Annotated in this window: 12 protein-coding genes; 8 read left to right on the forward strand and 4 right to left on the reverse strand. The window is 72.6% G+C overall.

Annotation, left to right across the window (positions count from 1 at the left end; genetic code table 11):
• Positions 1-126 precede the first annotated feature (126 nt).
• The gene (locus ACFYM0_RS29245) at positions 127-936 is read right to left on the reverse strand and encodes a GNAT family N-acetyltransferase (protein ID WP_388506815.1); all 810 of its coding nucleotides are present in this window, start codon (positions 934-936) and stop codon (positions 127-129) included.
• A gap of 108 nt (positions 937-1,044) precedes the next feature.
• Here ACFYM0_RS29245 and ACFYM0_RS29250 point away from each other — a divergent pair, with 108 nt between their 5' ends.
• The 6 genes from ACFYM0_RS29250 (at position 1,045) to ACFYM0_RS29275 (ending at position 8,772) form a co-directional block, all read left to right on the forward strand.
• Entirely contained in the window at positions 1,045-1,536 is a 492-nt protein-coding gene (locus ACFYM0_RS29250) for a signal peptidase I (protein ID WP_388506817.1), read from the forward strand.
• 200 nt (positions 1,537-1,736) lie between these two features.
• Positions 1,737-3,986, forward strand: a complete 2,250-nt coding sequence (locus ACFYM0_RS29255; protein WP_388506555.1) for an MMPL family transporter — start codon at positions 1,737-1,739, stop codon at positions 3,984-3,986.
• 39 nt (positions 3,987-4,025) lie between these two features.
• Positions 4,026-4,580, forward strand: coding sequence for a GNAT family N-acetyltransferase (locus ACFYM0_RS29260; RefSeq protein ID WP_388506557.1), 555 nt, complete (start codon positions 4,026-4,028; stop codon positions 4,578-4,580).
• A 125-nt stretch (positions 4,581-4,705) separates the two neighbouring features.
• A complete protein-coding gene (locus ACFYM0_RS29265; RefSeq protein WP_388506558.1) occupies positions 4,706-5,287 on the forward strand; it encodes a hypothetical protein in 582 nt (193 codons plus the stop codon).
• 185 nt (positions 5,288-5,472) lie between these two features.
• Complete coding sequence (locus tag ACFYM0_RS29270) at positions 5,473-5,640, forward strand: hypothetical protein (protein WP_388506559.1); 168 nt, start codon at positions 5,473-5,475, stop codon at positions 5,638-5,640.
• Between the two features lie 81 nt (positions 5,641-5,721).
• Complete coding sequence (locus ACFYM0_RS29275) at positions 5,722-8,772, forward strand: AAA family ATPase (RefSeq protein ID WP_388506819.1); 3,051 nt, start codon at positions 5,722-5,724, stop codon at positions 8,770-8,772.
• A 32-nt stretch (positions 8,773-8,804) separates the two neighbouring features.
• Here ACFYM0_RS29275 and ACFYM0_RS29280 read toward each other — a convergent pair whose 3' ends face one another.
• The 3 genes from ACFYM0_RS29280 to ACFYM0_RS29290 all read right to left on the reverse strand — a co-directional run bounded on the left by ACFYM0_RS29280 (position 8,805) and on the right by ACFYM0_RS29290 (position 11,512).
• A complete protein-coding gene (locus tag ACFYM0_RS29280; protein WP_388506561.1) occupies positions 8,805-8,987 on the reverse strand; it encodes a DUF6191 domain-containing protein in 183 nt (60 codons plus the stop codon).
• Between the two features lie 33 nt (positions 8,988-9,020).
• Complete coding sequence (locus ACFYM0_RS29285) at positions 9,021-10,184, reverse strand: PQQ-dependent sugar dehydrogenase (RefSeq protein WP_388506821.1); 1,164 nt, start codon at positions 10,182-10,184, stop codon at positions 9,021-9,023.
• A 326-nt stretch (positions 10,185-10,510) separates the two neighbouring features.
• Positions 10,511-11,512 carry an aldo/keto reductase gene (locus ACFYM0_RS29290; RefSeq protein ID WP_388506563.1) on the reverse strand — a complete coding sequence of 334 codons (1,002 nt, stop codon included), beginning with the start codon at positions 11,510-11,512 and terminating at the stop codon, positions 10,511-10,513.
• 79 nt (positions 11,513-11,591) lie between these two features.
• On the opposite strand from ACFYM0_RS29290, the gene ACFYM0_RS29295 reads away from it, so the two are divergent.
• Both ACFYM0_RS29295 and ACFYM0_RS29300 read left to right on the forward strand, forming a co-directional pair.
• Positions 11,592-12,548 (forward strand): 2-hydroxyacid dehydrogenase, encoded by a 957-nt coding sequence (locus tag ACFYM0_RS29295; protein WP_388506565.1) that lies wholly within the window; start codon positions 11,592-11,594, stop codon positions 12,546-12,548.
• Between the two features lie 282 nt (positions 12,549-12,830).
• Positions 12,831-15,719, forward strand: a complete 2,889-nt coding sequence (locus ACFYM0_RS29300; protein ID WP_388506566.1) for a putative bifunctional diguanylate cyclase/phosphodiesterase — start codon at positions 12,831-12,833, stop codon at positions 15,717-15,719.
• Positions 15,720-15,780 lie beyond the last annotated feature (61 nt).

A 15,780-nucleotide genomic window follows, 5' to 3' on the forward strand; every position in this document is an offset into this window, starting at 1 on the left:
ACGCCGAAAGAACACTGGACTACCGGGACGCCCCCCGAACCCCTGTCAAAGCCACCACCCCACCCGCAGCACAAGCCGGCCCACCCCCACACCCCACCTCCTCCTTGCTCCCCGCACCCCCTACCCCTATCCCTCCCAAACCCAAGGCACCGTCACCCCCAACACACCGAAGCCCAGCCGTTCCAGGATCGGGCGGCTGTCCTCCGATGCGTCGACCTGGAGGTAGCGGATGCCTCGGTCCGCCGCCACGCGGGCGCGGTGAGCCACCAGGAGGCGGTAGATGCCGTGGCCTCGCCATTCCGGGACCGTGCCGCCGCCCCACAGGCCTGCGAAGGGGCTCCCCGGGCGCATCTCCATCCGGGCCGCGCTCACCGGGGTGTCGCCCGCCATCGCGACGACGGCTTCGATCGTGTCCGGCTCGTCCCGCAGTAGGTTCAGCATCAGGTCTTTGATGCGCGGGCGATCCGCGCCGAAGGCGCGGCGGTGGGCCTCCATCATCAGGTCCACGCCCGCCTCATCGGTCACCACCCGCAGCGTGATGCCCTCCGGCGGTTCCACCGACAGGGTGGCGAGGTCCGTCACCCGTCCCACCAGCAGTGTTTCCGCGGGCTCCGCCACGAAGCCCGCCGCGCGCAGCCGGTCCCCGAGGTCGGCGGGGTGGTCGTGGCCGTACAGCTTCCACTCGAACTCCGCCGACGGGATCTCGCCCCGATCGGCCAGCTTGGTGAAGAACGCCACCTGCTCCGCGATCGCCGCGTCCGCCGTGTGCTCGTCGAGGTCCGACCAGAGCACCATGTTCCCTCCGGTGCCGGGCACGATCTGCCGTACGACCGCGCCCACCCGTTCCACGCGCGCGTCACTGGTGTCGGGCCGGGCCTCCCGTCGCATCACGGAGTCGAACTCGGCGCGCACCTTCAGCAGGTCGTCTGGATCCATAGTCATCCGGCCAGCTCACCAGCCGCCGACGGGTCCGACAACTGCATTAGCCTCACCCCCGTGAGCGACCCCACCAACCCCACCAAGCCCACCAACCCCACCCACCCGATCCATCCCACCCACCCGTCCACCCACCCCTCCGTCTACACCGGCAAGGCCACCCCCGATGCCGCCGCCGACCGGGGCTGGCTGCTGGGGCACTTCAAGGAGCCCGGGGATCCCCGTCACAGCGAGGACGTGGAGATCAAGTGGGGCGTCCACCCCAAGGGTGAGGAGCGGGCGCAGTGGGTGCGGGGGGAGTCCCGTACGGCCTTGCAGGTGCTGATCAGCGGCCGGTTCCGGCTGGAGTTCCCCGGCCGAAGCGTCGTCCTGGCCGACCAAGGGGACTACGTCGTGTGGGGGCGCGGAGTCGACCACTCCTGGTGCGCGGAGGAGGACTCGGTGGTGCTCACCGTGCGCTGGCCCTCGCTGCCCGGCTACCGCACCGACGCAACACCTGATGGCCACCCCGATAGTCAGTCCGACGATCACCCAGACGGCCACCTCGCCAACCACCCAGACGACCAGTCCGGCCGGACCTCCGCTCCGAACCCCGTGTGACCATGGTCCCGCGTCTGCCCGCACGCCTGTGACGCTGCCCACGATGGCCGCCAACGATCACGCGGCGCTGCGATCGTGGAGGTGTAGACCAACCGCCGCACCAAAATTCCAGACGCCCAGCGTTCAGTTTTCAGTGTTCACGCGTTCTTTCCGACGGGCCGTTCCCCGGTAAAGATCCGAACCACCAGGGAGCCCGTCCGTTGTCAGCCCTCGCACGCTGGTGCATGCGGCACCGACTCGTTGCCGTCCTGCTCTGGCTCCTCGCCCTCGGCGGGACCGCCGCTGCCGCGGTCGGCGCCGGGGCGGCGTTCTCCAATGACTACGAGGTACCCGGCACCGAGTCCGCCAAGGCGCACGCCCTGCTGCGGGAAGGCTTCCACGGGCAGGGCGGCGATACCGACACCATCGTGTGGCGGGCCCCGGACGGGCAGAGCGTGCGGACGCCGGCCGTGCAGCAGCGCATGACGCGGGCCCTCGACTCCATAGCCGGGCTGCCCGGTGTCGGTTCGGTTGCCGGTCCCTATGGTCCCGGGCCCGACAGCGGGGCCCGGATCAGCCCCGACGGGCGTACCGCCTACGCCGTGGTCACCTTCGACCGGCAGGCCGACTCGGTGCCGAAGGGCGAGGCGAAGGCCGTCGTCGACGCGGCGAGGAACCCGGCGACCCAGGCGGACGGCCTTCAGGTCGAGCTCGGCGGGCGTGCCATCGGCCTCACCGAAGCTCCCTCCGCGCACCTCGCCGAGGTCATCGGGGTGGCCATCGCCGCGCTGGTGCTGTTCCTGGCCTTCGGGTCGCTGGCCGCCAGCCTGCTGCCCATCGCCACCGCCCTGGTCAGCGTGGGCACCGCCTATTTCGGCATCACCCTGCTCGGCCACGCGATGCCGGTCGCCGACTTCGCTCCGATGCTCGGCACCCTCGTGGGCCTCGGGGTGGGCATCGACTACGCCCTGTTCATCGTCACCCGCCACCGCAAGGGCCTCAAACGCGGACTCCCGGTCGAGGAAGCCGCCGAGAGCGCCGTCGCCACCACCGGCCGGGCCGTGGTCTTCGCCGGGGCCACGGTCTGCATCGCACTGCTCGGCATGCTGGTGCTCCGGCTGAACTTCCTCAACGGCGTCGCCATCGCCGCCTCCCTCACCGTGGTCCTGACCGTAGCCGCCTCGGTGACCCTGCTGCCCGCGCTCCTCTCGTACATCGGCATGCGCGCGCTGTCCCGCCGCGAGCGCCGCAAGCTGGCCGCCGAGGGTCCGCAGCCCGACGCGGTCACCGGCTTCGCCGCCCGCTGGTCGGCCTTCGTCGAGCGCCACCCCAAGCTGCTCGGCCTGGTCGCCACCGCGGTCATGGTGGTGCTGGCACTGCCCACGCTCTCCCTCCACCTCGGCACCTCCGACCAGGGCAACAATCCGGCCGCGTCCACCACGCGCAAGGCCTATGACCTGCTCGCGGAGGGCTTCGGCCCGGGAATGAACGGCCCGCTGACCGTGGTGGCCCGCCTCGGCGGGGCCGGCGACCGGGTCGCGGTGGACGCGCTGGCCGAGTCGCTCCGTACGACCAGGGGCGTGGCCGCGGCCGGGCCGGCGGTCTTCAACCGCAGCGGCGACACCGCCGTCCTCACCGTCGTACCGGACTCCTCTCCGCAGTCCCGGGCCACGAGCGAGCTGGTCGACAGGCTGCGCGAGGACGTCATCCCGCGCGCCGGCCACGACAACTCCATGCAGGTGCACGTCGGCGGCGTGACCGCCGGGTACGACGACTTCGCCGAGGTCATCGTCGGCAAACTGCCGCTCTTCGTCGGGGTGGTCATCGCGCTCGGCTGCCTGCTCCTGCTGCTGGCCTTCCGCTCCATAGGCATCCCGGTCAAGGCGGCCGCCATGAACGTCGCCGCCGTCGCCTCCTCCTTCGGAGTCGTCGTCGCGATCTTCCAGTGGGGCTGGGGCAGCGAACCGCTGGGGCTGGGCAGCGCGGGGCCGATCGAGCCCTTCCTCCCGGTGATCATGGTCTCGGTGCTCTTCGGGCTGTCCATGGACTACCAGGTTTTCCTCGTCAGCCGGATGTACGAGGAGTGGCTGGAGACGGGGGACAACAAGCGGGCGGTGCGCGTCGGCCTCGCCGAGACCAGCCGGGTCATCAACTCGGCGGCCGTCATCATGATCTCCGTCTTCCTGGCCTTCGTACTCAGCGGCGACCGGATCATCGCCATGTTCGGCATCGCGCTCGCCGCTGCCGTCGCCCTCGACGCCTTCGTCCTGCGGACCCTCCTCGTCCCGGCCCTGATGCACCTGCTCGGCGGAGCCAACTGGTGGCTGCCCGCCTGGCTGGACCGCAGGCTCCCGAAGATCAGCATCGAGCCCCCGGAGCGCCGTCCGCATGCGAAACTTCCCCTGCAGCGGCCCGGCGCGGACCACGCCACGAGCGAGGACGCGGCCGAGCCCGCGACCAGCTCCCGGTGATCCGGCCACCCGCCGCTCGATAGCCAAGGAAGAACGCGCATGTTCTCGATAGACCTCGCCGACGACGCCCAGCTGTTCCCGCTGGAAGCCCGGCACGCGGAGGAGTTCTTCGCCCACATCGAACGCGGCCGCGAGTTCATCGGCCGGTACGTCGGCTTCCCCGACCGGTCCGCCGACCTGGAGTCCGCCCGGGCCCTGCTGGCCAAGTACGCGGTCACGGCCGGGGAGGACGGCGCGCGGTTCTTCGGGATCAGGCTCGACGGCACCCTCGTGGGCGGGGTCCTCTTCCCGGCGTTCGACGCGGGGACGGGCAACTGCGAGATCGGCTGCTGGCTGGAGCCCGCCGCGGCCGGCCGCGGCCTGGTGACGAAGGCCTGCCGCGTCCTGATCGACTACGCCTTCGGCGAGCGCGGCATGCACCGCGTCGAGTGGCACGCCGCCTCCGGCAACAAGAAGAGCCTCGCCGTGGCCGAGCGCCTGGGCATGACCCGTGAAGGCGTCATGCGCGAGAACCACCTCCACCGGGGCGTCCGCCAGGACACCGAGATCTGGGCGCTCCTCGCCCACGAGTGGTCCGCGGCCCGCCCCGCGTAACCACCCCCCGCGGCCGCCCGCCCCCGCCCCGCCCCGGCTCTCCCCGGGGGACCGGGACGGGGCGCTGCCCGCTGCCCGGCCGGATTCTCAGGAACCTCTCAGAAAAGCCGCCTACGGTGCCCCGCATGGACACCACCAAGACCCCCGCCCCGACCGCTCCCGAGGCGGACTCCCCGGCCGACCTGAAGAAGGCCGCCACCGACGAGACGACCGCCCCGGCCGCCGCGGACGCCGCCTCCACCGAGGAGGTCCAGGGCGAGGAGCTCGCCACCGACCTCGACGACGAGTTCGACGCCGCGGCCGACGAGGAGCAGAGCAGTGGTGTCGCCTCCGGAGCCTCCGCGATCGTCGCCGCCGGTCTCGGCCTGATCGCCCTCAGCGGCAGCTGGACCTCCCGCGTCATAGGCGAGCGGGAAACCCTCAAGGGCCAGATCAGCTCCGCGACCGCCACCTCCACCGAGGACAAGATCGAGGCGCTGTACGGCAACGCCTGGCACATGACCGCCCTGGTCAACGGCGTCCTGTCGACGATCGCGCTGCTCATCGCCGTCTTCGTGCTGGCCCGCCCGGCCTTCGGCGCCTCCGGCCGCACCCTCCCGGCCTGGGTCCGCTCCGTGTCCTGGGCCGCCGTGGTCGTCGCCGTCATCGGCGTGATCGCCTTCCTGTTCATGTACCTGCTCGCCCTCCCGGTGGCCCCCGCCGCCTAGGCCGCGGCCGCCCGGCGGCCCGTCTAGGTACTGCCTTAGGCCACCTCAGGGACCCCGGGTCCCGGCCTAAGGCCCCACGGCTCCCGCAGATGCGGCATGCTCCCGATGTGCCGGCACCCCCTGGGGCGCGAATCTTGGATCACACCGAACGAGGTGTCCGAGAAAAGCGAACCAGGGAGCACGAGATGTTCGAGTACGAGATCGCCACCGCCCGCCGCGCCGACCTCATCCGCGAGGCCGACGCCTACCGTCTGGTCCGGGAAGCGAAGAAGGCCCGCCGCGTCTTCTCCCGGAGCCAGGAACCGGAGGGGTCGGTGAGAGGGCAGCGCGGCCGGTTCACCCGCGCCGCGTAACCCGCGTCGCGAGACCGTGCGAACCCCCACGTGATGAGAAGCGCACCAATATCCAGTGCCGGTGAGCAGGGCCTCTGTGCGATGCTCGGCGGCGTGGAGACCAGATCTGTCAGCCCGGTGTTCGTCGGCCGAGCCGACGAACTGGCCGTACTCACCGACGCCCTGACGCGCGCCGCCGGCCAGGAGCCGCAGGCACTGCTCATAGGCGGCGAGGCCGGGGTCGGCAAGACCCGCCTCACCGAGGAGTTCCTCTGCGAGGCCGACCGCCGCGGCGCGGTCGTAGCCGTCGGAGGCTGTGTGGAGATCGGGGCGGAGGGACTTCCCTTCGCCCCGTTTTCGACGGCGCTGCGCACCCTGCACCGCCTGCTCCCCGACGAGCTGGCCGCGGCCGCCGTCGGCCAGGAGGACGAACTCGCACGCATCCTCCCCGAACTGGGCGAGACCCCCCGCGGCCCGCACGACGAGGAAAGCACCGCCCGGCTCTTCGAACTGACGGCCCGGATGCTGGAACGCCTCGCCGCCGACCGCACCGTCGTCCTCGTCCTGGAGGACCTGCACTGGGCGGACACCTCCACCCGGCACCTGCTCTCCTACCTCTTCCGCGCGCTCGGCAGCGGCCGGCTCGTCGTGGTGGCCACCTACCGCGCCGACGACGTCCACCGCCGCCACCCGCTGCGCCCGCTCCTCGCGGAGCTCGACCGGCTGCGCACCGTCCAGCGCATCGAGCTGTCCCGTTTCAACCGGGCCGAAGTGCGCCGCCAGCTCGCCGGGATCCTCGCCTCGCAGCCCGACGAGGAGTTCGTCGAATCGGTCTTCGACCGCTCCGACGGCAACGCCTTCTTCGTCGAGGAACTCGTCGCCTCCCGCGCCAGCGGCTGTCTCACCGGCCTCACCGAATCCCTGCGCGACCTCCTCCTGGTGCGCGTCGAAGTCCTCCCGGACGCCGCGCAGCGCGTCGTGCGCATCGTCGCCGAGGGCGGCTCCACCGTGGAGTACGACCTGCTGCGCGCCGTCACCCGGCTCACCGAGGACGAACTGATCGAGGCCCTGCGCTCCGCGGTCGGCGCCAACATCCTCATCGCCACCTCCGACGGCGACGGCTACCGCTTCCGGCACTCCCTGGTCCGCGAGGCCGTCTCCGACGACCTGTTGCCCGGGGAGCGCGCCCGCGTCAACCGCCGCTACGCGGAGGCGCTCGAAGAGGACGACTCGCTGATCCGCGCGGAGGAGCGGGTCATCCGGCTCGCCACCTACTGGTACTACGCAAACGACGTGGTCAAGGCCCTGCCCGCCGTCCTCGCCGCGTCGGTGGCCGCCCGGCGCCGGCACGCCTACTCCGAGCAGCTGCGACTGCTGGAGCGGGCCATGGAGCTGTGGGAGGCCGTGCCGGAAGACGTGCGCGGAGCGCTGCGCCCGGCGGACTACACGGAGGTCTACCCGCCCTGCGGCTGTGACCCCGAGACCACTCCGCTGCAACGCCTCGACCTGCTGGCCGAAGCGACCGTCGCGGCCCGCTTCGGCGGGGAACGCGAGCGTGCACTGAAGCTCACCAAAACGGCCCTGCGGTCGCTGGACGACGGCCACGACCCGCTGCGCGCCGCCTGGTTCTGGACCGAACGCTCCCGGCTGATCACCGGCCTCGGCCGCGGTGACGGCTGGGAAGAGCTCGCCAGGGCACAGGAACTCGTCCGCGGGCTGCCCCCGTCCCAGGTGCACGCCGACGTCCTGGTCCGGGCCGCGAGCTGGGGCATGCTCCACACGCCGGGACCCGACAACCTGGTCGCCGCCGAACGCGCCGTGGAGTACGCGCGGATGGTCGGCGCCGAGGACACCGAGCTCAACGCCCGGATCACCGTCGGCAGCCTGCTCGTCGACACGGGCGCCCCCGAGCGCGGACTCGCCGAGATGTACGTGGTCAAGGACAGGGCCGCAGAACTCGGACTCGGCATGCTGGTGGGACGGGCACACATCAACCTCACCTCTCATCTGGAAAGCCTGGGCCGGTCCCGCGAAGCCGTGGAACTGGCCGAACAAGGTGTCGCACTGGTCAAGAAGTCCCAGCTGATGGACTCCGAGGCCTGGGTCCGCGGGAACATGGCGGAAAGCCTGTACAGCCTCGGCCGCTGGGACGAGGCCGCGGCGGAGGCCCGGCGCACCCTGGCCCTCGTCAGCAGCGGAGCCGCCCCGCGCGCCGCCGCGGCCGGACGGCTGGCCTACCTGGCCCTGGCCCGCGGCGAGCTCGCAGAGGCCGCCGCCCAGCTCACCGCCGCCCGCGCCCACTTCGGATCCCACGACGGCCAGCCCCAGCACCAGATCCCGCTGTCCCGGCTCGCGATCGGGGTGGCCGCGGGGGAGGGGCGGATAGCCGACGTCCGCACCGAGGTCGCCGCAGCCGTCGACTTCGGCTTCCCGCTCGGCAACCACCGCTACGCCTGGCCGCTGCTGCTCGCCGCCGCCTCGGCCGAAGCCGACGCCCGGGGCCTGCCGGTCGCCGAGGCCGGCCGGGAGGAGGCGCTGAGGGTGCTGCGCGCCGCCGCCCGGACCCTGGCCACCCCGGTCCCGCTGTGGACCGCCCACTCCGAGTTCCTCAGGGCCGAGCTGCTGCGGGCCGAGGCCCGGGACACCGTCGCCGACTGGACGGCCGTGGAAGCGGCCGTACGCGCCCTGGAGCGGCCCTACCTGCTGGCCAGGGCCCGGCACCGGCTCGTGGAGGCCCTGCTGGCGGCCGGCGGGGACCGCGAGGCCGCCGCCGGGCTGCTCCACGAGGCCTACGCCACTTCCGAGCAGCTCGGTGCCCGCAGGCTCCGCGAGGACCTGGCCCTGCTCGCGCAGCGCGCCAGGCTCCCGCTCGTCCCCGCGGGCGCCGCCGAGGCCCTGCTCGCTCCGGAGGCCGACCCGGTCGAGGCGCTGGGCCTGACCAGCCGCGAACGGGACGTGCTGCGCTTGGTCGCGGCCGGCCACACCAACCGCCAGATCGCCGAGGAGCTCTTCATCTCCCCGAAGACGGCCAGCGTGCACGTCTCGAACATCCTGGCGAAGCTCGGCGTCGCGGGCCGCGGCGAAGCCGCCGCCCTGGCGCACCGGCTACGGCTCTTCGGCCCCGTCGCCCAGCAGTCGGCCGGGACGCGGTGAAGGCGACGTCCTCCCCCTAGGGGCACCAGCCCCTAGGCCGCCGGGTCCTCCTTCGGCCGTATGAGCACCTTGCCGGAGTCCAGGTCTATCGGGCCCTTTCCCGGGTCGCCGTCACTGACGTCGGTCCGGGAAAGCTCCAGCCGCTTCTTCTCCTCGTCCGTGTGCTTGCGCCCCGGGCTGAACAGCTCCTCGATCATGTTGAACACCGCGTCCACCGCACCTTTCGTCCCCACGCCGGGGCCCGCCGGTCATCGCACCGTCAGTGTCAGGATCCTGTCGTCGCCGGCTTCCGGCGACCCGCGCCCGTCCGTCTCGCTCGTGACCAGCAGCAACCTGTCCCCACCGAGGGGCACCACGGTGCGCAGCCGGCCGTACTCGCCCGCCAGGAACGCCTCGGGCTCCGCCACCGGCTCCGTCCCGGCCAGCGGGATCCGCCAGAGGCGCTGCCCCCTCAGCCCGGCCATCCAGACGGAGCCCTGTGCCCAGGCGATCCCGCTCGGCGAGGCCTCGTCGGTCTTCCACACCGCCACCGGATCGCGCATCCCCGGCTTGCCGGCCTTGCCCTCGGCCTCAGGCCAGCCGTAGTTCGCGCCGGGCTCGATCAGATTCAGCTCGTCCCAGGTGTTCTGCCCGAACTCGGCCGCCCACAGCCGTTTGTCCTTGTCCCAGGCGAGGCCCTGCACATTGCGGTGCCCGTACGAGTACACGACCGAGTCTGCCTCCGGGTTGCCGTGCACCGGCTCCCCGTCCGGGGTCATCCGCAGGATCTTCCCGCCGAGCGACTTCTTGTCCTGGGCCAGCCCGGTCTCCCCGGTCTCGCCCGTCCCGGCGTAGAGCATCTTGTCCGGGCCGAAGGCGATCCGTCCGCCGTTGTGGATGAGCCCCTTGGGGATCCCCCTGAACACCGTGTCGGGTGCGCCCAGTTGATCGCCGGCCGGTCTCTTCTCGTCATAGCGCAGCCGGGCGATGCGGTTGTCGGACTCGGTGGTGAAGTAGACGTACACCATGAGGTCCGAGGCGAAGGCGGGGGACAGGGCCAGGCCCAGCAGCCCGCCCTCGCCGCCCGGGGCGACCCCGGGCACCTTGCCGACCGGCGTCACGGCGCCGGTGCCGACGTCGACCCTACTGATCGTGCCCTTGTCCCGCGAGGCGACCAGCAGGTTCCCGTCGGGCAGCGGAGCCACCCCCCACGGGGACTCGAGACCCTGGGCGGCCACGCCGGTCACCGTCACCCCGCCCTTGGGCGGCGGTACGGAGGCCGAGGCGGAGGGGCCGCCCGAGGCCCCCGGCGGCGCGGAGCCCGCCGTCGTGCCCGGTGGCGCATCGCCGGGCCCGGCTCCGGCGCCGTCCGGCGGGGAGCACCCCGCCGCCAGCAGCGCCCCGCATCCCGCCAGGGCGAACGCCGCCAGCACCCCGCGGGCCCGGCCGCGCGGGCCGCCGTACGCCCGCGGCGCAACCCCCGCCCGACCCTGCACCCCCGCCCGATCCTGCACCCGGTCCCGGTCCGGCCCCTGGGCCTGCCCCGGCCCCTGCGGCAGGCCGTGTCCCGGCCCGTGTCCCGGCCGTTGTCCACGCTCGTGTCCGTATCGCATCGCCGTACTCCCCTCCGGTCCTCCGATCGTGCCCTCACACGACTCAACAGCGTCGACCCTGCTCCAAGTTCCGCCATTCGTACACTCGATCGAGTGGTTCGGGACCTGGTGCGGGCGGCGCTTCGGGCGGCGCTTCGGGCGCTGTCTCAGGCGCCCATCGGCGCCGGCAGCTCCGACAGCTCCACCAGGTCCTCGGCGGTCAGGCGCACCTCCGCCGCCCGCGCGTTCTCCGCGGCCCGGTGCGCCTGCCCGGTCCCGGGCACCGGAACCACCTGGGGCCCCTGCGCCAGCACCCACGCCAGGGCCACCTGCGCCGCCGTGACCTCGTCCCCGTGCCGCCGGGCGACCCGCCGCAGCCCCGCCACCAGCACCTGGTTCGCCGCCATCGCGTACGCCGTGAACCGCGGATGCCTGGCCCGCACGTCCTCCGGCTCGAATCCCTCACCCGGGACCAGCGTGCCGGTCAGGAACCCGCTCCCCAGCGGCATCGCCGCCAGGAACCCCACCCCCCGCGCCGCGCACCACGGCAGCAGCCGCCACGCCGCCTGCGGGGACCACACCGACAGCTCCGCCTGCACCGCGCTCACCGGGAACACCTGCTGGGCCCGCTCCAGGTGCCGCACGGTCGTCTCGTACGCCCGGTCCCCGCGCCGCCCCGCGCCCGGCCCGGTGCCCGCCCCCAGCGCGCAGAAGCCCAGCGCCCGCACCTTCCCCGCGCCCACCAGCTCCGCCATCGCCCCCCAGGACTCCTCGACCGGCACGTCCGGGTCCACCCGGTGCAGCTGGTACAGGTCTATGACGTCGGTGCGCAGCCGCCGCAGCGAGGCGTCGCAGGCCCGCCGCAGGTACCCGGGGCGCCCGTCGGCCACCGTGTGCACCCCGTCGGCCCGCAGCCCCGCCTTCGCGGACACGAAGGCGTCGGGCCGGCGCTCGCGCAGCACCCGGCCGAGCAGCAGCTCATTGGTGTAGGGGCCGTACAGATCGGCGGTGTCGAGCAGGTTCGCCCCCAGGTCGAGGGCCGTGTGCACGGTGAGCAGCGAGTCCTCGCGCCGTCTGCGCGAGGGCGCGTACGCCCCGCTCATCGGCATGCAGCCGAGGCCGACGGCTCCCACCGTCATCGCCCCCGACCCGATCGACCTGCGCTCCACCGTGCGTCCCCCTGGTCCCCCCGGTTCCGGCACACAAACTAACGGGTCGATCCGGATCCCCTGGCATAGCCTCCTGATCATGACTGCAGAGAACCGCGAGCCCCTCGACGTATGGCTCCCCTTTCCCGCCGAGGAGATCGAGGGCCTGCCCGACTCCTTCCGCTACCGCCACTGGGACGGCGAGGAGACCTTCCCGGCCGATCCGGCCGCCTGCGTCTTCTACGTCACCCCGTACATGAAGTCCCCGGCCGTCACCCTGCGCCCGCTGCCCGCGATGCCCCGCCTGCGGATCGTCCAGACCCTGACCGCCGGGGTCGATCACGTCCTGGGCGGCCTCGGCGATCTGGCCCCCGGCGTACGGCTGTGCAACGCCAAGGGCGTCCACGACGCGAGCACCGCCGAGCTCGCGCTCACCCTGATCCTGGCGTCCCTGCGCGGGATCCCCGGCATGGTGCGCGGCCAGGACCTCGAGGAGTGGCGGTTCGGGTTCTACGAGGCCCTCGCGGACAAGTCCGTACTGATCATCGGCTACGGAGCGGTCGGCGCGGCCATCGAGGACCGGCTGGCCCCCTTCGAGTGCGAGCGGATCGTCCGGGTCGCGCGCACGGCGCGCACCACGGCGCGCGGGCCGGTGCACGCCCTCGCCGAGCTGCCCCAACTCCTGCCCCGGGCCGACGTGGTGATCCTTGCCACGCCGCTCACGGAGGAGACGAGGGGGCTCGCGGGCGCCGAGTTCCTCGGCCGCATGAAGGACGGCGCGCTGCTCGTGAACGTGGCCCGCGGACCCGTCGTCGACACCAAGTCCCTTCTGGCGGAGGTGGAGTCGGGCCGGCTGCGCGCCGCGCTGGACGTCACCGATCCGGAACCACTGCCTTCAGGCCATCCGCTCTGGCATGCTCCGGGTGTCCTGATCACGCCCCATGTGGGCGGCAGCAGCTCCGCGTTCGAGCCGCGGGCCAAGCGTCTGGTGGCCCGTCAGCTCCGCCGGTTCGCCGCCGGGGAGCCCGTGGAGAACACGGTGTTGATCACGGAATGACGTGCGGCGCGCACGCTCCGCGTTCGTCCGGATGCGCTCGGTGGGCACAACTCCCTTGTTGGTGACGGAGCGTAGAGAAACTATGTCCCTGAGTGACGAAAGTGGTGTATCGTCCGGAACAAGGGGCTGCGCCACGAACGTCTGGCGCTGGGGAGTGATCGGACACTTTGGGGGGCGACGGGCGATGCACGGCCAATGGACGAAGGATCCGATGCGGCGAAGCCGCCGGAGGCGACGGTGCCGGGACTGGGCCGCGCCGGAACCAGCCAGCGAGGGGGACCGGTGAGCACCCCGGGGGCGGCGCTGCTGACCCGCCAGCCCCTCGCAGGCGGCGGTGGCAGAGGCGCCAGGGGGCTGGCGATGCAGCTCCTCCTCGCGGTGGTCAGCAGCGGGTACGGCGTGGGCGCCGCACTCGGCTGGGGCTCCGAGGAACTCGCCGAGATCATGGGCGACTTCGGGCTCAGCGCGGCCGGCCTGCTCGCCGCGGTCTCCTGTTTCACCTACGCCCGCGCCATTGACAGCCGGGAGCGCCCGGCCTGGCTGCTGTTCGCGTTCTCCTCGCTCATGGGCTGCTGCGGAAACGCGGTCTGGGGCTGGTACGAGGTGGTCCTCGGCGAGGACGTGCCGAAGCCCTCCCTCGCCGACTTCGCCTTCCTCTGCTTCGCGCCGCCCGCCATCGTGGGCCTGCTCGTCCTCGCGAAGCGCCCGGTCACCCGAGCCGGCTGGGTCTGCCTGGGCCTCGACTCCTGGCTCATCGGCGGCTCCCTGCTCACCCTCTCCTGGAGCCTTGCCCTCGCGCACGCCGCGCGCACCGCCCAGTCCGGCGCCCCCGGCAGCGTCCCGCGCGCCGCCCTCTCGCTGGCCTACCCGCTCCTGGACATCGCGCTCGTCTCGATGGTGCTGGTGCTGCACTTCCGCCGCTCCGAGACCAACCGCTCCGCCGTGAACACGGCCATCGCGGCCCTCGCCCTGACCGTGCTGAGCGACGCGCTGTTCACCTCGCCGCTGCTCAGCGCCGAGTACCAGTCCGGCCAGCTCCTCGACGCCGGCTGGTTCGCCGGATCACTCCTCCTCGCCTACGCGCCCTGGGGCGCCCGCCGGCTGCACCCGGGTCCCGACCCCGTCGCCCAGGCGCGCGCCGAGCGCCCGCACAGCCGCCCCATCACCGGCTCCCTGCCCGCCCTCACCCCGTACCTCGCGGCGGCCGTCTGCACGCTGGGCATCCTCTACAACGTGGTGGACGGCCGTAAGGTCGACCGGGTCGTCGTCTTCACGGGCTGCACGGTCGTGCTCGCCCTGGTCATCCGCCAGGGCATCATGCTGCTCGACAACATCGCCCTGACCCAGGAACTGGCCCAGAAGGAGAACCACTTCCGCTCCCTGGTCCAGGGCTCCAGCGACGTCATCATGATCGCCGCGCCCACCGGCACCCTGCGCTACGTCAGCCCCGCCGCCGCCGGGGTCTACGGCCGCGAGGCGGAAGAGCTGGTCGGTACCGAGCTGGCCACCCTGATCCACCCGGAGGACCTGGGCCGCGTCGTGCACGAGGTGCGCCGCTTCCTGGCCGCGCCGCCCACCGAGGAACCGACCACCCGCATCGAGTGCCGGTTCAGATCGGGCGCCGGCGAGTGGCTCAATGTGGAGTCCACCGTCAACCGCCACCAGGGCGGCCTCATCCTGAACAGCCGCGACGTCACCGAGCGGGTCCGGCTCCAGGCGCAGCTCCAGCACAGCGCCGAGCACGACCCGCTCACCGACCTCCCCAACCGGGCCCTGTTCACCCGCCGGGTCCGCCAGGCCCTCACCGGCCGGCGTGCCGGGGACCACAGCACCGCCGTGCTCTTCATCGACCTCGACGGCTTCAAGGCGGTCAACGACACCATCGGCCACCAGGCCGGTGACGAGCTGCTCATCGAGGCGGCCCGCCGGCTCCAGGACTCGGTCCGGGCGGGGGACACCGCGGCCCGCCTGGGCGGCGACGAGTTCGCCGCGCTGATCCTGGGCGACGGCAACCGCGACCGCAGCGCCCGCGAGTACCAGGTCCACGAGATCGCCGACCGGCTGCGCACCACCCTTGCCCAGCCCTACCGGATCGCCGGGAGCGAGGTCCGGGTCGCCGCCAGCATCGGCGTGGCCTTCGCGGACCCCGGCATCACCCCTTCGGACCTGATGCGCAACGCGGATCTCGCGATGTACCGGGCCAAGGCGGGCGGCAAGGACCGGGTCGAGATGTACGCGCCCCAGATGCAGGCGGAGGTCGTCCGCAAGGCCGAGCTCGCGGGGCGGCTGCGCACCGCGCTGCACGAGGGAGAGTTCGCCCTGCTGCACCAGCCCGTGGTCTCCCTGGCCTCGGGGGAGATCTCGGCCGTGGTGGCCCAGGCCCGGTGGCGTTCCGCCCAGGGGATCCTGTTCACCCCCGCCGAGTTCCTGAGGGTCGCCGAGTACAGCGAGGGCGGGCATCCGGCCGTGCCGGACGCGTCGCGCACCGCCGAGCTGGGGCGCTGGCTGCTGGAAGAGGCCGTCGGGCAGGCGGCCGAGCGCCACCGGGCCGGGCACGACGTCCCCGTGGCCGTACGGATGACCGCACAGCGGCTGCTGGACCGGTCGATGCCGCTGGGCTCGGTGGAAGCCCTGCTGACCCGCAACGGGCTGCCGTCGGGCGCGCTCGTCCTGGAGCTCGCCGTCTCCGACCCCAGGGTGCCCTTCGACGACCTGGAGCGCCGCTTGGCGGCGCTGCGCCGGCTCGGGGTCCTGATCGCCCTGGACGGCTTCGGCAGCGGTTACGCGGCCATCAGTGCGCTGCGCCGGCTCCCCGTGGACATGCTCAAGCTCGACCGCGGCCTGGTCGAGGGGGTCGTGGAATCCCCCCGGCTCCACAAGATCACCGCAGGTCTGTTGCGGATCGCAAACGACCTCGGCATGCAGTCGGTGGCGGAGGGCGTCGACCTCCCGGAGCAGGTCATGGCACTGCGTGCGATGGGCTGCAGCCACGGGCAGGGAATGGCCTTCTCCGGCCCTCTGGACGAGTACAGGCTGCGGCGAGCGCTCGTGCGCGGTACGTTCCCAGTACCGGGCGGTTCGGCCCAACCCGCGTTGGCCGGTGGTTCGCCAGGTGGCTCGATGGTTATCCACAGAGGCTCACATAATGAGACGCCCGTCCCACCCGCTTGACATCACCCTCCCGCCAGAGGGAGGGTCAATGCCATGCGCACCCGAATTCTCGTACTTGGAA

It is taken from the genome of Streptomyces sp. NPDC006487, from assembly GCF_042870555.1.
Taxonomy (GTDB): domain Bacteria; phylum Actinomycetota; class Actinomycetes; order Streptomycetales; family Streptomycetaceae; genus Streptomyces.

Coding starts and splice junctions, on each gene's coding strand:
- ACFYM0_RS29275 (WP_388506819.1), top strand. CDS start 5,722: ATGCTCGGCGGCGTGGAGACCAGATCTGTCAGCCCGGTGTTCGTCGGC.
- ACFYM0_RS29270 (WP_388506559.1), top strand. CDS start 5,473: ATGTTCGAGTACGAGATCGCCACCGCCCGCCGCGCCGACCTCATCCGC.
- ACFYM0_RS29260 (WP_388506557.1), top strand. CDS start 4,026: ATGTTCTCGATAGACCTCGCCGACGACGCCCAGCTGTTCCCGCTGGAA.
- ACFYM0_RS29245 (WP_388506815.1), bottom strand. CDS start 936: ATGGATCCAGACGACCTGCTGAAGGTGCGCGCCGAGTTCGACTCCGTG.
- ACFYM0_RS29265 (WP_388506558.1), top strand. CDS start 4,706: ATGGACACCACCAAGACCCCCGCCCCGACCGCTCCCGAGGCGGACTCC.
- ACFYM0_RS29295 (WP_388506565.1), top strand. CDS start 11,592: ATGACTGCAGAGAACCGCGAGCCCCTCGACGTATGGCTCCCCTTTCCC.